Raw genomic sequence first — 16368 nt, forward strand, 5'->3', positions numbered from 1 at the left:
AGGCTGGCGGAATCAGCGGGCCTGCGCCGGGTTCGACGACGTTTCCAGGTTCGTTGCGAGGCCCATTTCCAGGCTTTCCTGGAGCAGCGAAACGAGCGGCGGGATCATGTGCTGAATTTCGGTCCGGTCGCCCATTACTTCGACTTTGATCGGCGGCAACGCAGGCCAGTTTCTCGACGCCGGCATGACCCGCATGCCGTCCCGCACCTGCGAGCGGCTCAGCACCGTCACCCCCAGGCCGCCAAGGATCGCCGCCTGCATGCCGCCCAGATTGCTGACCGTGCAGGTAGGGGTCCATTCGCGCCGCGCCGACGCGAGCGAGTCGGCAATGATCTCGCGATAGATGCAGGGCGGCTGCATCATGACGAGCTTCGCGGGATAGCGGGGTTCGTCGCGAAAACCGGCTCCGGCGACCCACACTAGCGGCTCGCTCCAGACGACCCGGCTACGCCGCGCCGACGTTTTGCCGACGACCCCAACGATGGCGACATCGAGCTTTTTCTGTTCGAGGGCTTTCAGAAGGTGCTGGCTCGAATCGGTCGTCAGTTCGAGCTGCACGTCACGGTAGAGACTCTTCAGGCGCGCGAGAAAATTCGGCAACTGCGCCTGTAGCAGATTTTCCGCCACGCCAAGCCGCAGAACAGACACGTTGGGCGGCTCGAATACTTCGCGCAGAAAGCTCTCGTATTGATCGAGCAGCCGCCTCACGGCAACCAGAACGCGCTCGCCGTCGCGCGTCAGCGTGAGCGAGCGGCTGGTCCGCTCGAACACGCGCATCTGCAGCGCCTCTTCGAGACGAAGAATTTTCTGGCTGACAGCCGATTGCGTGCGGCCGACCCGTTCCGCGGCGGCCGTGAAACTACCCGCCTCGGCAACGGCGACAAAAGCTCTCAGCAGGTCCATTTCGAGGTCGGGAAGTTTCATCTATCTATAAGTATCACTACTTGATCCTATAAGTCTTATTCGTTTGATTTCTTCATTATAGAGGCGGATATTACCTCATCACCTCGTTTTACTGGAGAAAAAATGAGCAAGCGAAATTCTGTTTCGATCGTCGAGGCTTTCTGGCGAGAAGTATGGCAAGGCAAGAATCCCGAGGCCGCCGATCGGCTCGTCGCGGAAGACTTTGCGATCACGTCGGGCGGCACGGTAATCGGCCCTCGCGAAACGTTCAAGCAGTGGGTCGGCGCGTTCCTCACCTCGATCGACGACTTCAACTTCGAAATCGTCGAGATGTTTCAGAACGAAGCGGGAGACCGTGTCGCGACCCGCTGGGCGGTCACGGGCAAGAACAACGGCGTGATGGGCGCCGAGCCGTGCGGGTCGCCGATTTACATGACCGGGACCGCGGTGATTCATGTCCGCGAAGATGGGTTGCTTCAGCACAACTGGGTCGAGCGTAATGCGCTGGAGGTGCATCGGAGCCTGCTCAAGCGCGCAGAGGCGAGCTAGACGCGTGGTTCGTGTTTGTGCTTCGTTTTGATGAGGCGGTCTCTGGTTTCCAGCAGTTTTTAAACGCAACACCACCTCGAATCGAGCAAGGTGATGCGCCAGGAACTGGAGACTAAAAAGCAAAAACCCCGTAAGCCTGAGGCTTACGGGGTTTTCTAATTTGGCGGAAAGGGTGACGGCCATTTTGTAGTTTCACTACGCATCGATTGATTTCGTCCCGTATCTTCAAACCCTTATGTATCAAGGCATTGAGCGGATTTTGTGTATCGACTCGGTTCAGCCAACCTCATCCAATCTCATGTTCTATGATGGGCTAAGTGATGGGCTAAAAGGAGCAAGTGATGCTCACCGACCGACAAGCAAGATCCCTCCAACCCGGCGACAAACCCGTCTCCGACGGCAAGGTAACGGGACTGATGCTGTTCCCGACGCAGCGCGGTAGCAAATGGACATTGCGCTTCACCAGCCCAGTGACTGGCAAACGGCGTGACGCTGGGCTGGGTTCCTATCCCGAAACTTCGATTGCCAATGCCCGAGAGAAGGCGCTCGCTATGCGCCGCGTGATCGCGAGCGGAGCTGACCCCATCGATACCCGCAAGCATGAGCGAGCCGTCGCCCGTGTCGCCGCCGCGGCGCTCACGTTCGAGAAAGCCGCGCGGGACGTTCACGAGGAACTGTCACCGGGCTGGCGCAACGAGAAGCATGCCGCGCAATGGATCAGCACGTTAGAAACCTACGTGTTCCCCAAGATCGGCGCGAAGAAACTCGATTCGATTACGCCAACTGACTGCGCCGATGTACTGCGACCGATCTGGCTGGAAAAAAGCGAGACGGCTAGCCGGACACGGCAGCGCATGCATGCCGTGATGCAATGGGCCTGGGCACACGGCCACATCAGCGCGAATCCCGTCGGCGTTGTGGATCACATTCTCCCGAAGCAGGCACCGCGTAAGAGCCATCAACCAGCCATGCCTTGGCGGGACATTCCGGCCTTCGTCAAAGCACGGCTTGGCAAGATCGATGTCGAAGATACATCGCTGTCAGCCTTGATGCTCCTGATCCTGACAGCCGTACGCAGCGGTGAGGTTCGCGGTGCGGTCTGGGATGAATTCGATCTGGATGCCGGCATCTGGACAATTCCGGCTGAGCGTATGAAGGCTTCCATCTTGCATCGCGTGCCACTGTCACCGCCGGCCTTGACACTCATCAAAGCCATCAAGGAACAAAAGCTGGACAAGACGCTCGTGTTTCCATCGCCACGTAAAAAAGTCTTGAGCGATATGGCACTTACGGCCTTTTTGCGCCGAGTTAAGGCTGGAAGCGAGACGCCGGGACGTGTGGCGACTGCCCACGGTTTCCGGTCAAGCTTTCGGGATTGGGCCAGCGAGAACGGTTATGCGCGCGATCTGGCTGAGCGGGCACTGGCGCACACGGTTGCCAATCAGGTCGAAGCGGCTTATCACCGTACCGATTTGCTCGATCAACGTCGGCCTATGATGGACGCTTGGGCGAAGCAAGTCATGTCGGCGACCAAGCAGGGTTGACGCTTTCCGCCCGGTTCTTGAGCATGCAACGACTTTATCCGAGGTGCGTATGGGAATTTTCGGATCATGGAGTCAGGCACTGGTCGGCAAGCCCTGGATTCGGCTGGATGACGCTGGAATCGTGCTGGCGGGTGGTTCGCCTCGGACCGGTGCCCGACGCGGCGCGGAATTCGAGATAGACAAGGCGCACTGGCTGTCGCTCGTGGTCGATGCGATTGCGCGCGGCGTCATCGCGGCGACTGAGCACGACAATACTCGGTATGTCCGCCAGGCGGATCTGCGGCGCTGGTGCGAGGCAAGCGGCACACCCTGGAAGATCCCTCACCACGCGGGCGAAGATGAACCCGATCCGCCGAAACAGTCGGCTGCGTCGGCGGAGATCGAACTTTCATCTGCCGGCATCGATCAAGCCGAACCCCGAGAACGGACCAGTCTGCTGATTCTCATCGCCGCTGCGGCCCGTGCAAAGAGCCTCGATGCGGCCGCACTCGAACAAGCCACCCAGGAACTGGGCACGCGCCTCTCTCGCCGCACCATCCACAAATATCTGGCCGCTGTTCGGGATGTGCTGGAACGCCGTGGCGGCGAGCGCGATTGATTAACCGGAAATAGTCCGGGAATAGCCGTCTCGTTGCATCGTGACGACGGCCGTTGCGACCCGCAACTCCATGACCCGCGATGAAATAGCGTGGATTTCGCTATTTCACGGTGCAACTGCACCAGCTTCCAGCTGAAACCGCCCACCCTGAGTCACATCACGACAGCACGGCATTGTGCCGTTCCGGTCGTGCTGATCACTCAGGAGCAGCCATGAACCAGCCTTCACATCCTTCCTCGCTGTCGTTTGCCCTCGAACAGTTCGACCGGCTGCCAGATTCGGCTCGTGTCGATGTCCGGACTGTTGCCGGCCTGCTCGGTATTTCCGTGCCGACCGTCTGGCGGCATGTTCGCACCGGCAAATTGCCCTTGCCACGCAAGATCGGTGGATCGACCCGGTGGTTAGTCGGCGAACTGCGCAACGCCTTGGGGGATCACGCGGCATGAATCACATCCCCTTTTCGGCTGGTCGGCTCGACCAGCGTATCGAGTTCCGCCTGAGTGCCCAGCACGCGCTGCTGCTCGCCCGACACTGTGACCGGATCGGCATGCGACAAAGCGAACTGCTGCGCCGCCTGGTCGAACGCGAAATCGGTATCGAACCGGTCGATCCCGCACGCTCCACGCTCGATCCTCGCGACGACGATACCGAAACCCCGGAATATCGGCGCAGCCGGGTCGAGTTGAGCCTAACTGATGCCGAACTGGCTGCACTCGATGCCCACGCGGCGGCAGCCGGTTACACGTCCCGTAGCCGGTTTATTGTCTCGACCATCCGCTCCGCACTCTCAGGCACACCGCAGTTGCTGGCCGATGATCTGGATGCGCTGCGCTCGGCAAACGTAGAGCTAGCGGCGGTCGGTCGCAACCTGAACCAGATTGCACGCTCGTTGAATGCCCATCGCTCGGTTCACATGACAGCGATTCAAGCGGCGGTCGGCGACGTAGCAACGGCCGTTAAAACGCTCAATCGCACGATAGGCGATCTGCTGGCGTCGCCCCGGCGACGCTGGTGGATGCGGGAACGGTCATGACCTCCCGTCAGACCGTGGACGGACTTCTGCTCGAATGGGGCGACCGTCTGTTTTACGGAAAAGTCCGCCCCCGTGCTGCGCCACATCTCTGGCGTGGTAGTGCCATGCGTGCGCGACGTTCGGCCAATGACGTGCGGAGCGCGATTGCCCGGACGGTACGGCGCGCGCCCGAGGTCGTCATCACGATCACGTCGCGCAAGAATTCGGGGCGGGGCATGGCCTATATCCGGGCGCATCTGGATTACATCACTCGAAACGGTGAGATCGACCTTGAAGATCGCGAAGGTAGTATCTGGCGTGGTAAGCAGGATGTTCGCGAGTTTGCGGGCTGGTGGCAGCAATCCGGTGCCGGTGGTTCATCGATTGCGGAAGTCGAACGCCACCAGGAGGCGATTAATTTGGTCTTCACGATGCCAGCGGGCACCGATCCGATTGCGCTCAAGGATGCGGTTCGGCAGTTTGCCGCCAATGAGTTCGGTGATAACTACGAGTATGCGTTCGCGCTGCACACCGACAGTCCGCATCCGCACGTACACCTGGACATACTTACGCGCGGTCGTGACGGGAAACGGCTGTATCCAAGACCGCATTTCCAGCGCTGGCGTGAAGAGTTTGCGCAGGAATTACGCGAGCACGGTATCGACGCCAATGCCACATCCCGGCAGGTTCGTGGACAGCACAAGCGTTATGCACGGCAGGCGGATTATCACCGGCGCAGGCGAACCGGTCTGCCTCAACGGCCGTCCAGGGTCGATCTGGCGATGGCCAGGAAAGCCCATGCGGAACCGCTGCAAGCCTGGCGTGCGGTGGCCATCGCATTGGCCGAATCCGATGAACCAAACGACCGGCGGTTATCGATAGAGATCACCCGGTTTGTGACCGCCATGCCCATTATCAAGGCACAGCAGGTCGGCACGGGATCGGTGCGGGAACCTGACGAATTACCCGATGACCGGCCAAAGAAACGGACGCTCACGCCGGAGCAGCAGACCGCCATCTTGCAATTCGTAGAGCGCTGGCACCGGGCCATCGACCAGATGGCAGCTCGTGACCCATATGCCAGTCGCGCGGAACTCGAAGCGAAACTGAAGCAGATCAACCACACGGCCGCGCAACAGATCGACGCTTTGCGGAACTACGCCTTCGTGCGCGAACACGAGGCCGGGCTAAATCAGGCGCGGCGCACAAAAACACCTGACAGAGGGGACTTCGACATGACGCGATAGACCCTGCTCAACGCGATTGCCGGCCATGTCCGGCAAAACCCCGGCGAAGCCGCATTCCTGCCTTAGGGTAACTCAAGCCTTTGTCGTGCTTTGCCGTTTTGTCGGTTCGCATGCCGTGAATACACTGGCGATCATCGATCGCTCCGGCACATCAGCATACCGAACGACATCAAACGCCGAATATCAACGCCATCTAAGGGAAGGAGAACATCATGTCCAACGTCACGCATACCGATACCCGTAGCGATACCCTCACGAAGCCATCCCGCCAACGGAAGCATGCCTATACGCGCGAGCAATGGGATCAGGCCAGTCACGCGCTCGATCATCTGCTCGAACAGCCCGCTCCCATCAATCGATCGCCACTCGCGACAGAAATCGTCACATTGCTGCCAAAGATCCGTGCGCTGCGTGCAAAAGGCCGGTCCTTCGGTGAAATTGTCAAAGTGCTTGGCGTGTGCGGGATTTCGGTCAGCGAAGCGACTTTACGACGTATCGAGCAACAGCATGCCAAAAGAAAAGATTCGCGAACCGCGCCACACACGCTGGCTCGATCCAATTCGCCGCGATGCTAAAGAGTGATCGCCCAACCTTCTCGATTTCGTCTATCGTTGCAGCATCTCGCGAATTCGATCCCGGCGGTATAGTTATCAGCAAACTTCACTCGAAAGCCGACGCGATTTACATTAATAGAGACATGCACGCGCGTGAATCTGATGTGTAGATCGTCAACTATATTTACCGGTCGGCTGGGGTAATTGTCGCCGCCCAAGCTAATTGTCTTCGTCTACTGATGGCAAATCACAGGCGTATTCTGCGCGGATCATTTTTCAGGGCTGCATACAGTAGTGCGTCTGAGTTTGACTCGGGATTGTGATAGATTTTCGTCGTACGAAAATCCGCGGAGGCAGCGTGACCGAGAAAGCGATCATTTGCCAGGGCGACACCACGTCACATGGTGGAACGGTCCTGGAAGGCGAGCCGACCGACACGGTCGATGGCAAGGCCATTGCCGGCGTCGGGCATATGGTGAGCTGCCCCAAATGCGGCGGCGTGTTCCCTATCCTGCCGATTACCCGTCGCTACCCGCACAGGATTCACGGACGTGAGACGGCTGTCGAAGGCATGCGTACGGCCTGTGGCGCGGTGCTGATTGCATCACAACATAGCGCCACTATTAGTGACGAAGGCGTGGAGTCCTACGGCAGCGCTGCTGCGATTGCTTCGGCGACTGCAAGCGGAGCCTCCTTGGCGCCGTCGCAGACCCTCTGCCTGGAATGCCTGAAGGCAGCGGCCGCGAACGGCTCGACCATGGTGCCTAGGGAATAGCCGGATGAGTACTTCAAACATCGAGGTATTCTATGCCGAGCGCAGCCGGGAGATCAGCAACCCTACCCGGGTGTATGCGCTGGTCGATGGACTGCTGTATGGCGAGGCGAACGGTGGGCAGGTACCCGAGCGCTCCGAACAATGTATTGCGCTTTTCGACGGTACGCCGGATGCGTCACTGGCCGACGCTGGCCCCTGGCTGATCGACTATGCGGCCGCACCAGGGACGGTGCGGGGTGCGCTCGCGGCGCAGGCTGCCGGGTCGACCGGCGTCTCCTGGCTGATCAGCGCCTATCAAATCGCGGCCCTTGCCGACAACCTTCGCGACAACCTCGACGTACGCCTTCCCGACGGCCGGCCGGCGCTGCTGCGCTTCTATGACGCTCGCCTGATGCCCTCCCTGGCCGAAACGATGTCGTTTCATCAGCGGATCCAATTTATGGTGTTTGCGTTCCACTGGCTGGTGGAGATCGACGGAAAACTGTCGGAGATCGGCAAACATGCTTGAACTATCGACCGAACAGGTGACGGCGCTTGCTCAGCTCGAAGCAAAGCGGTATGTCGAACAGGTGCGCCAAGATCTGGTGGCCGAGAATCCCCAACTGGCCAAGGATCAATCGCTGGCGTCGCGGCTGTGGCAGGCCTATGGTGCCGCTCGCCATTTCGGCATCGCTTCAAACGACAACGTGGCTGCTTTTCTCAGGCTCGAAGCCTACGTGCCTGGCTTCTGCGAAAAGCCCGCAACGCGTTCATGGATCACTCGACCAGGCCGGTCTCCAGATGAACGTTTCCATGACTATCTGCGCGTGATTCGGTGGCGCATCGACAATCCGGGATTCAAGGGAGGGATGATCCATGGCGGGACTGGCGGTACCACTAGTGGAGGGAGCAGCGACGGAGCTGGGTCCGGTTCTGACTCGCGTTGGCGCCGCTTTATTGGGTGGAGGCGCGGCGGCGGGAGCGGCCAGCCTGTCTAGCGATTCGAGCAAGACCGATAGCAAGGCGACGCCGGCTGTTCGCGCTGTGCCGCGCACTGGTGAGAAGTGCAAGAAGTGTCCGCCTGAGGCTGGCACCAAGATTCGACGGAATCATGGCCCGAACTGGGACTCCTATCGATACCAAGCCCACATCACGGGGTTTGCATTCGACGAAGCAGAATGCCGATGGAGTGAGGAGTGGCAATGGGAGGGGATCGATTTTGATGGGTTCGTACCTGGCGAATGTCTCTTGCAGGAGGCGAAGGCCAACTACGATCAGTTCATCGACGGGTCAAAGAAGAACTCGGACAAATGGTTCACGGGCTTTGACAGGTTGGAGGTTCAGGCCGGCGACCAGGCGGAGGTAGTGCACGCGAACCCGCCATCCAAGTTGCGATGGTACTTCCAAACCCCACTAACCCAGAAGAAAATGGCCCCGATGCTTGCAAGCGTGGGAATTCAATCAGTTCTTCAACCCTGAGCGATCATGGAAATTAGGGCACTCTTCCGAGACGGTTCGATGACGTCTCGTGATTACCAGAAAATGCTGACCGTGGAATCTGCGGTGGTCGCTGCCATGGCTGCAAGAGATCCAGCTATGGCCTACGAGAACTGGCGCCTGAAAGGCGACTCGCTCGAGGAGGCCAATCTGTACCCTGCTTTTAAAGCCGATGGCGAGGCGACAACTGCCGCCATTGCAGTCCTCACGGAAAGCACCCGCGAGAAAAAGGCGCGCAGATCCTATGCTTCCATTTGGAATAGCGCGGCTGAGGATGGTGCCGGAGCGGCAATCTCCTGCCATGTTTCAGACAGTAAGGTTTTGGCCGACCGGCTCACTGTTGACGTGGATGCTCCGCGAGTTTGCAAGTCGATGGATGACATGGTCGACTTGGTTCGTGCCGTGATAGCGGTCCTTCACCCGCAAGTTGTCACCGTAGCGCCGCAAGGGTATTTCGAGAAGCAGGTATTTGACGACAAGCCTGGCGTCGGTTGGATGCTGTATCTCCCTACAGTCCTCACTGTGCAGCAGGTGCCAGAAGCGCGAGCGCTGATCCCTGTACCGGGCCCGGGCAAGAATCAAACAGGGACGATTGTTGTCAGCGTGATTGATGAGGTATTTTCGGTCGAAAACCCTGAGCACGTCGAAATTGCGAACCGGATTGAGATCCGGTTGGTTGATCAAGATCTACTACCGACGTACGCGAGTATCTAAGCATCTGTTGCAAAACATCCACGCCGATATTGATTGCGCGCCGACAATGCGAGCGCATGGATAATTTAGATCGACAAACCAATTGATGGGCTAGCTGATGGGCTGAAAAACAAAAAACCCCGCAAGTCATTGACTATGCGGGGGTTTTTGATTGAATTTGGCGGAAAGGGTGAGATTCGAACTCACGGTACGGTATAACCGTACACTGGATTTCGAGTCCAGCGCATTCGACCACTCTGCCACCTTTCCGGGTATTCCAACTCGCAGTGCGACTTCAACTTCCTGCTACTGCTTCGCCAGATCCAAGCGGGTCGTTGCTTGGGAGAACAAGATTATAGAACAGCTCGAGCCTGTTTTCCAAGCCCTTCGCCGAAAATTTTTTTAGAAAAGCCCGACAGGCGGGCAGGCAGCAAGCCGTTGCGGCGCAATCGAACCACACGACGACGCCGAACGACACGCCACTCACAACAGCTGCACCAGCCGATCACGCACTCAGGCCGCCGGCACTTCCAGCCGCTCGACGCCGCCGAGGTACGGACGCAGCGCCGCCGGCACCGTCACCGAACCATCGGCGTTCTGGAAGTTCTCGAGCACGGCCACGAGCGTGCGACCCACCGCGAGCCCCGAGCCGTTCAGCGTATGCACAAGTTCGGGCTTGCCTTGCGCATTGCGATAGCGTGCCTGCATGCGCCGTGCCTGGAACGACTCCGTGTTCGAGCAGCTCGAAATCTCGCGGTACGTGTTCTGCGCGGGCAGCCACACTTCGAGGTCGTAGGTCTTCGTGGCCGAGAAGCCCATGTCGCCGGTACACAGCGTGATCACGCGATATGGCAGTTCGAGCTTCTGCAGAATCGTCTCGGCATGGCCGACCATCTGTTCTAGCGCATCGTACGACGCTTCCTGGGCGACGATCTGCACCATCTCGACCTTGTCGAACTGATGCTGGCGGATCATGCCGCGTGTGTCGCGGCCATACGAGCCCGCTTCCGAGCGGAAGCACGGCGAATGCGCGGTCAACCTGATCGGCAGTGCGTCCGCTTCGACGATGCTCTCGCGCACCGTGTTCGTCAGCGAAATTTCCGAGGTCGAGATCAGATACTGCGTCACCGTGTTTTCGCCGCCGCCCTTCTCGACGCGGAACATGTCGTCCGCGAATTTGGGCAACTGGCCGGTGCCGTACAGGATGTCCGGATTCACGATGTACGGCGTGTAGATCTCGGTATAGCCGTGCTGCTGCGTGTGCGTGTCGATCATGAACTGCGCGAGCGCGCGATGCAGCCGCGCAATCTGCCCGCGCAGCATCGTGAAGCGCGCGCCCGACAGCTTCGCGCCGGTCTCGAAGTCGAGGCCGAGCGGCGTGCCGACATCGACGTGATCCTTGACCTCGAAGTCGAACTGACGCGGCGTGCCCCAGCGGCGCACTTCGACGTTGTCCGCTTCGTCGCGGCCCACCGGCACGCTCTCGTGCGGCAGGTTCGGCACGCCGAGCAACAGGTCCGACAGACGCTTCTGGATCTCGTCGAGCTTCACGGCCGACGCCTTCATCTCGTCGCCGATGCCGCCGACTTCGGCCATCACCGCCGAGGTGTCCTCGCCGCGTCCTTTCATCGCGCCGATCTGCTTCGACAGGCTGTTGCGGCGCGCCTGCATTTCTTCGGTGCGGGTCTGGGTGTCGCGGCGTTCCGCTTCGAGCGCGGCGAAAGCCGCCACGTCGAGGGTATAGCCGCGGTCGGCGAGGCGCTTGGCGACGCCGTCGAGGTCTTTGCGCAGCAGCTGGATGTCGAGCATGGGATGGGACGGGTGTTCGTTGTATGAAAGCGCGATTTTAACGCACCGGCACGGGCGGCCGGAACGTCCGGAAAGCGAGGCGTGGCGCGCGGCTCACCCCTTCTTCGCCTTGTTCTCCGCGCGCCACTGCGCATCGAGATCGGCAAGCCGCGCGAGCTTCTCGCCGATCTTGCCTTCGAGCCCGCGCGGCGTCGGCTGATACCAGCGCGGATCGCGCATGCCGTCCGGCAGATAGGTCTCGCCGGCCGCGTACGCATCGGGCTCGTCGTGCGCGTAACGGTAGTCGTGGCCGTAGCCGAGTTCCTTCATCAGCTTCGTCGGCGCGTTGCGCAGATGCACCGGCACCGCGCGCGACTGGTCCTTGCCGACGAAGCGCCGGGCCTCGTTGTACGCGTTGTATCCGGCGTTCGATTTCGGCGCGACCGCGAGATAGATGATCGCCTGCGCAAGCGCGAGCTCGCCTTCGGGCGTGCCGAGCCGCTCGTAGGTTTCGGCGGCGTCGAGCGCGATGCGCGCGGCACGCGGATCGGCGAGACCGATGTCTTCCCACGCCATGCGCACGATGCGCCGCGCGAGATAGCGCGGGTCCGCGCCGCCGTCGAGCATGCGGCAGAACCAGTAGAGCGCGCCGTCCGGACTGCTGCCACGCACCGATTTATGCAGCGCGCTGATCTGGTCGTAGAATGCGTCGCCGCCCTTGTCGAAGCGCCGCAGGTTTTCGGCGAGCGCACTGCCGAGCAAGGTGCCGTCGATCTCGCGGGTCTTCTGCTGTGCGGCCGCGCGCGCGACGATTTCGAGGTTGTTCAGCAGCTTGCGGCCGTCGCCGTCGGCGGAACCGATCAGCGCGGCGCGCGCTTCGTCGGTGAACGTGAGGCCGCCGAGTTCCTTCTGCGCGCGTTCGAGCAGTTCGCGCTGCTCGTCGTCGGTGAGGCTCTTCAGCACGTAGACCGCCGCGCGCGACAGTAGCGCGCTGTTGACCTCGAACGACGGGTTCTCGGTCGTCGCGCCGACGAATACGAACAGCCCCGATTCGACGTGCGGCAAGAACGCGTCCTGCTGGCTCTTGTTGAAGCGATGCACCTCGTCGACGAACACCAGCGTCTGATGCCCGTTCGCGCGATGAATCTGCGCGGTCTCGACCGCCTCGCGGATATCCTTCACGCCCGAGAGCACCGCCGAGAGCGCGATGAACTGAGCATGAAACGCATCGGCCATGAGCCGCGCGAGCGTAGTCTTGCCGACGCCGGGCGGCCCCCAGAGGATCATCGAATGGGCTTCGCCGGATTCGAACGCGACCCTGAGCGGCTTGTTCGGCCCGAGCAGATGCGCCTGGCCGATCACTTCGTCGATATTGCGGGGCCGCAGGCGTTCGGCGAGCGGAACATTGGCACGGGTTTCTTCAAACATGACGTTTTGGGGATAATCTCGGCTTTCCGGGCTTTTCGAGGCTGTGCCCCGGCCCTTGCGGGTTCTTCCCGGGCGCGGTCCGCGAGAACGCGGCGGCCGGCCGGACAAGCGCAACGCCCGCCGGCCAGGCCACGGGCAACGTCCTGCATTATGACAGCGACGGCGTCCGAGCGAAGGCCGGGTGTCGCGGAGCCGGCGCATCGGTTCGCGCAAGCGGCGTATCGCGTGGGCGCGGGCGAGGCATGCCGGAGGGGAGCGCCGGAGTAAATCGCGGCGTGGATAACCGGCAAGGCGATACGGCACAGCGATACGGCAGAATGCCGGGCCCGAAGCGCGGCAAGCGGCATCGGCCAAGCTCGGCAGAACGACAGGCAGCGACACCAACAGGAACAGACATCAGATGGCACAAGAACCCCTCGCCGGCGACACCGGCTCCACCTACGCGCCGCTCACGCCGGTGCCCGACGCGCGCCGCGCCTTCCGTACCGGCGACGCATTCGCGCTCTGGTTCTCCCTCGGCATCGGCCTGCTCGTCGCGCAGGCGGGCGCACTGCTGGTGCCGGGGCTATCGCTGCCGCACGCGCTCATTGCGATCGCGCTCGGCAGCGTGATCGGCGTCGTGCTGCTCGCGCTCGTGGGCGTGATCGGCACCGACACCGGGCTCGCGGCGATGTCGTCGCTGCGTCCGACGCTCGGCGTGCGCGGCGCGTCGGTGCCGGCCGTGCTGAACATGGTGCAGCTGGTCGGCTGGGGCTCGTTCGAGGTGATCGTGATGCGCGATTCCGCCGACGCGCTCGCCAAGCAGGCATTCGGCCTGTCGATGCCGCTCGTCTGGACCGTGCTCTTCGGCGCGCTCGCGACGCTGCTCGCGGTCAGCGGGCCGCTGTCGTTCGTGCGGCGCTTTCTGCGCAAATGGGGCATCTGGCTGCTGCTCGCGGGCGCCGCATGGCTCACGTGGAACCTGCTCGCGCGCCACCATCTCGCGGACCTGATGCAGCGCCCCGGCACGGGCGAGATGTCGTTCGGCGGCGCAATCGACCTCGTGGTCGCGATGCCGCTCTCGTGGCTACCGCTGATTTCCGACTACACGCGCTTCGGCCGCCGTGCCGGCGAGACGTTTCGCGGCACGCTGTACGGCTACGGCATCGCGAACATCTGGTTCTATGCGCTCGGCGCGATCTACGGTCTCGCGGCGGGCGGCGGCGACGCGCTGCTGACGAGCGCGCTCGCGCAAGCAGGTGGCGGCTTTGCGCTGCTGCTGATCCTGATCGACGAAATCGACAACGCATTCGCCGATATCCACTCGGCCGCGGTGTCGACCGGCACGTTCTGGACGCGAGCGAGCGTGCCGCTGCTGTCGGCCGCGTTCGGCGCGCTCTGCACGATGATCGCGCTGCTCGTGCCGATGGCGAAGTATCAGAACTTCCTGCTGCTGATCGGCTCGGTATTCGCGCCGCTGTTCGGCGTCGTGCTGATGGATCACTTTATCGTGCGCAAACGCCGCATCGACGCCACGGTGCTCGCCGACCTGCGCGGCCGCTACGGCTTCTCGGGCGGCTGGCATCTGAGCGCGTTCGTCGCGTGGGCGATCGGCATCGCCTCGTACCAGGTGATCAATCAATGGCTGCCGAATCTCGGCGCAACACTGCCTTCGCTGGCGATCGGAGCGGTGTGTTATTTCGTGTTCGTGTCGACGCGCAAGACCGCGTATGCCTGAGTGGTGAATGCTTCGGCGCTGCATGCGGCCCGTGCGAGCTCGAAGCTCTCAGCACGACGGCATTGGCCGAAGTCGTGGGCTGCATAGCGCGGCGTATCGCGGCATATCGCGCAAACCGATCTGCGCGATATGCCCGCAGTCGAATCACCCAGCCTCGGCCGCGTGGAGAAACGGCGTGCCGCGCGCCGTCTCCCCACCCATCAGTTTGATCGCTGTGAAAATCACGCGGCCGAAGCAATGCCCCTGCTGCGATACGGCCGATTTCTATTTCTTCGCGGCTTTACGCCTGCGCGATTCGATTTTTCGGCACAAGTCCGTGAGCAGCCAACGCGCCACGGTTTCAGGGCGATTCGGCGCATAGGACGCGAATTTGGTTTCGTTTTCGAAGTGAACGATGACGGTTCCCGTCATCACGCGATAGGTACCGGCGTAATTGACGCCGTCCAGTTCCACGCTCAGCGCGTGCGTGGTTTCGTATTCTGCAAAGGTCAAGATAAAAGCGATATCTCAAAAAAGACGAGACATTATCGCTTCGATCTCCTACAAATCAAAAAATATATGCAAATTGTTGCATATTAAGTCATTACGTGTCGCCGCCCCGTCCGCGGCGCGCCCGCAAACCTCGCTATGGCCGCGATTGGCGTGCATTGGCCTCGGGTCCCACCCCAGTTCCGGCCGCGCGTTAATGGTGCTCGAGCGCTAGCACGGGCGTGTCGGCGAAGCGCTCGAGCGCCCGCTTCCCGTCGCGTTGAGCCTCGGCTTCATCGCCGAAGGTCGTTTCGCTGTAATCGATGACCTTGACGCCGCTGCCGACCGGCCGCGGAATCGTGATGCCCCAATGCCAACCGCCCTCCTGCTCGAAGACATGGAGCGTCGGGGATAAATGCGAATCTTGTGATAAAGATCCTCTCATAACATGCCTCACTTTCCGAACATTCGAAGCCACTACCCACTTCGACCAGTTTAGGCGTTATCTTGCTGCGTTGCAGCAAAAAAATGTCAGAGAATGTAGAGGAAAACTGAAAAGAGTCTGACACGCCTGTGTCAATCTTCTGAGGATGCCGCTTATCCGGCTCCGCACGACAACGACGGTTTGCGCCGAAAAAACCACATTTGCACCCGCCGCAGCAAGGGCCCGTGCGCTCCGCGTCAATAAGCAAAGCCGCGCCCGGCGAACGCGGCTTTGCGAAGCGATTCACACGGCGTCGACCACCGACGCCGGCCACGCAGCTTATCCGTTGATCACGTCCGCGCCCTTCGGCACGGTGAACTTGAACGCATCGGCCGGCAACGCGGGATTTTTCTGGATATTCGAGAAGGTCAGCAGCGTCACGTTGCCGAACACGTCATGCAATTCCATCGCTTCGAGATTGCCGTCCTTGAAGCCGATACCAACACGCTGGAACTGCGTGTCCTTCGCCTTCGGCGTCAATTCGAGCCAGTCGATGCCGGCCTTCACGCCGGCGTCATGCAACGTGAAGTTCTTGTCCAGATCGTTGCTGCCGAACAGGATCGCCGCCGGACTCGCGCCGAGCGCATTGCCGAGCGCCCGCACCGTGACCTGGTTCAGGTCCTTGTCGTAGACGTAGAGCTTGTCGCCGTCCGCCTGCAACAGTTGCGCGTAAGGCTTCTCGTATTGCCAGATGAACTTGCCGGGCCGCGCGAACGTGAACGTACCGCTCGACGTGGTGGGCTGGCCCGCGCCCACCGTGGGCAGCGCGCCGGACGAGCCCTGCGCCTTGCTCGGCGCGCGCACTTCCTGCTGCACGAAGGTGCCGCGCGCCGCATGAACCTGTGCGACGAACGCCTTCAGTTGCTCGGTGCCGCTCGCGAAGGCGTGCGAAGCGACCAGCAGCGACGCGCCGATCGCCACGCTGCCCGCGCCGCGCGCGAACTTGCGCGCGCTCTGGCGGAGGCGCTCGCCGAGACGGCCGGATCGACGCTCTCGAACGTCATGCTGCGCGATGGTGTGCATATGGTTTCTCCCTTGATTGAATTCGTCGACGGGCCGCGCGAGGCGCATGTGGATAAACACTCGGGCCGCCTTTGCGCGCATCCGGCAGCGAGGCTGCGGTGCCGCGCAT

19 protein-coding genes and 1 tRNA gene are annotated in these 16368 nt (G+C 61.3%); 13 read left to right on the plus strand and 7 right to left on the minus strand.

Going from position 1 to position 16368, the window contains the following annotated elements:
• Positions 1–12 precede the first annotated feature (12 nt).
• Complete coding sequence (locus G3N58_RS18100; RefSeq protein ID WP_205999841.1) at positions 13–924, minus strand: LysR family transcriptional regulator; 912 nt, start codon at positions 922–924, stop codon at positions 13–15.
• A gap of 102 nt (positions 925–1026) precedes the next feature.
• On the opposite strand from G3N58_RS18100, the gene G3N58_RS18105 reads away from it, so the two are divergent.
• The 12 genes from G3N58_RS18105 to G3N58_RS18155 all read left to right on the plus strand — a co-directional run bounded on the left by G3N58_RS18105 (position 1027) and on the right by G3N58_RS18155 (position 9372).
• On the plus strand, positions 1027–1452 hold the full coding sequence (locus G3N58_RS18105) for an ester cyclase (RefSeq protein ID WP_167036685.1): 426 nt from the start codon (positions 1027–1029) through the stop codon (positions 1450–1452).
• A gap of 341 nt (positions 1453–1793) precedes the next feature.
• Positions 1794–2996, plus strand: coding sequence for a site-specific integrase (locus tag G3N58_RS18110; RefSeq protein WP_205999842.1), 1203 nt, complete (start codon positions 1794–1796; stop codon positions 2994–2996).
• 49 nt (positions 2997–3045) lie between these two features.
• Entirely contained in the window at positions 3046–3594 is a 549-nt protein-coding gene (locus G3N58_RS18115) for a hypothetical protein (RefSeq protein ID WP_205999843.1), read from the plus strand.
• Positions 3595–3806: 212 nt separating this feature from the next.
• A complete protein-coding gene (locus tag G3N58_RS18120; protein ID WP_205999844.1) occupies positions 3807–4040 on the plus strand; it encodes a helix-turn-helix domain-containing protein in 234 nt (77 codons plus the stop codon).
• Positions 4037–4627, plus strand: coding sequence for a plasmid mobilization relaxosome protein MobC (gene mobC, locus G3N58_RS18125; protein ID WP_205999845.1), 591 nt, complete (start codon positions 4037–4039; stop codon positions 4625–4627). Before G3N58_RS18120 ends, mobC begins: the two co-directional genes overlap by 4 nt.
• Positions 4624–5853, plus strand: coding sequence for a relaxase/mobilization nuclease domain-containing protein (locus tag G3N58_RS18130; RefSeq protein WP_205999846.1), 1230 nt, complete (start codon positions 4624–4626; stop codon positions 5851–5853). The genes mobC and G3N58_RS18130 overlap by 4 nt, the downstream gene beginning before the upstream one ends.
• A gap of 212 nt (positions 5854–6065) precedes the next feature.
• Positions 6066–6428 carry a hypothetical protein gene (locus tag G3N58_RS18135; protein ID WP_205999847.1) on the plus strand — a complete coding sequence of 121 codons (363 nt, stop codon included), beginning with the start codon at positions 6066–6068 and terminating at the stop codon, positions 6426–6428.
• A gap of 337 nt (positions 6429–6765) precedes the next feature.
• A complete protein-coding gene (locus tag G3N58_RS18140) occupies positions 6766–7182 on the plus strand; it encodes a PAAR domain-containing protein (RefSeq protein WP_205999848.1) in 417 nt (138 codons plus the stop codon).
• 4 nt (positions 7183–7186) lie between these two features.
• The gene (locus G3N58_RS18145) at positions 7187–7690 is read left to right on the plus strand and encodes a DUF4123 domain-containing protein (protein ID WP_205999849.1); all 504 of its coding nucleotides are present in this window, start codon (positions 7187–7189) and stop codon (positions 7688–7690) included.
• Positions 7683–8159, plus strand: a complete 477-nt coding sequence (locus G3N58_RS34205) for a hypothetical protein (protein WP_241017162.1) — start codon at positions 7683–7685, stop codon at positions 8157–8159. The genes G3N58_RS18145 and G3N58_RS34205 overlap by 8 nt, the downstream gene beginning before the upstream one ends.
• 46 nt (positions 8160–8205) lie before the next feature.
• Positions 8206–8640, plus strand: a complete 435-nt coding sequence (locus G3N58_RS18150; RefSeq protein ID WP_346778276.1) for a restriction endonuclease fold toxin 5 domain-containing protein — start codon at positions 8206–8208, stop codon at positions 8638–8640.
• Between the two features lie 6 nt (positions 8641–8646).
• Complete coding sequence (locus G3N58_RS18155) at positions 8647–9372, plus strand: immunity 52 family protein (RefSeq protein WP_205999851.1); 726 nt, start codon at positions 8647–8649, stop codon at positions 9370–9372.
• Positions 9373–9530: 158 nt separating this feature from the next.
• On the opposite strand, the gene G3N58_RS18160 is transcribed toward G3N58_RS18155, so the two are convergent.
• The 3 genes from G3N58_RS18160 to G3N58_RS18170 form a co-directional block, all read right to left on the minus strand.
• Positions 9531–9621, minus strand: a tRNA-Ser gene (locus G3N58_RS18160).
• Positions 9622–9864: 243 nt separating this feature from the next.
• Positions 9865–11160: a serine--tRNA ligase gene (serS, locus tag G3N58_RS18165; protein ID WP_167036682.1), complete on the minus strand. Its 1296-nt coding sequence runs from the start codon at positions 11158–11160 to the stop codon at positions 9865–9867.
• A 93-nt stretch (positions 11161–11253) separates the two neighbouring features.
• Positions 11254–12567, minus strand: a complete 1314-nt coding sequence (locus G3N58_RS18170) for a replication-associated recombination protein A (RefSeq protein ID WP_167036679.1) — start codon at positions 12565–12567, stop codon at positions 11254–11256.
• A gap of 400 nt (positions 12568–12967) precedes the next feature.
• Here G3N58_RS18170 and cytX point away from each other — a divergent pair, with 400 nt between their 5' ends.
• Positions 12968–14284, plus strand: a complete 1317-nt coding sequence (gene cytX, locus G3N58_RS18175; protein ID WP_205999852.1) for a putative hydroxymethylpyrimidine transporter CytX — start codon at positions 12968–12970, stop codon at positions 14282–14284.
• Between the two features lie 264 nt (positions 14285–14548).
• Here cytX and G3N58_RS18180 read toward each other — a convergent pair whose 3' ends face one another.
• The 3 genes from G3N58_RS18180 to lolA all read right to left on the minus strand — a co-directional run bounded on the left by G3N58_RS18180 (position 14549) and on the right by lolA (position 16259).
• Positions 14549–14776, minus strand: a complete 228-nt coding sequence (locus G3N58_RS18180) for a hypothetical protein (protein WP_167036673.1) — start codon at positions 14774–14776, stop codon at positions 14549–14551.
• A gap of 190 nt (positions 14777–14966) precedes the next feature.
• Complete coding sequence (locus G3N58_RS18185) at positions 14967–15197, minus strand: hypothetical protein (protein WP_205989291.1); 231 nt, start codon at positions 15195–15197, stop codon at positions 14967–14969.
• Positions 15198–15515: 318 nt separating this feature from the next.
• Positions 15516–16259 (minus strand): outer membrane lipoprotein chaperone LolA, encoded by a 744-nt coding sequence (gene lolA, locus G3N58_RS18190; RefSeq protein ID WP_205989284.1) that lies wholly within the window; start codon positions 16257–16259, stop codon positions 15516–15518.
• Positions 16260–16368 lie beyond the last annotated feature (109 nt).

This window comes from Paraburkholderia sp. Ac-20342 (assembly GCF_017104985.1).
In the GTDB taxonomy this organism is placed as follows: Bacteria; Pseudomonadota; Gammaproteobacteria; order Burkholderiales; family Burkholderiaceae; genus Paraburkholderia.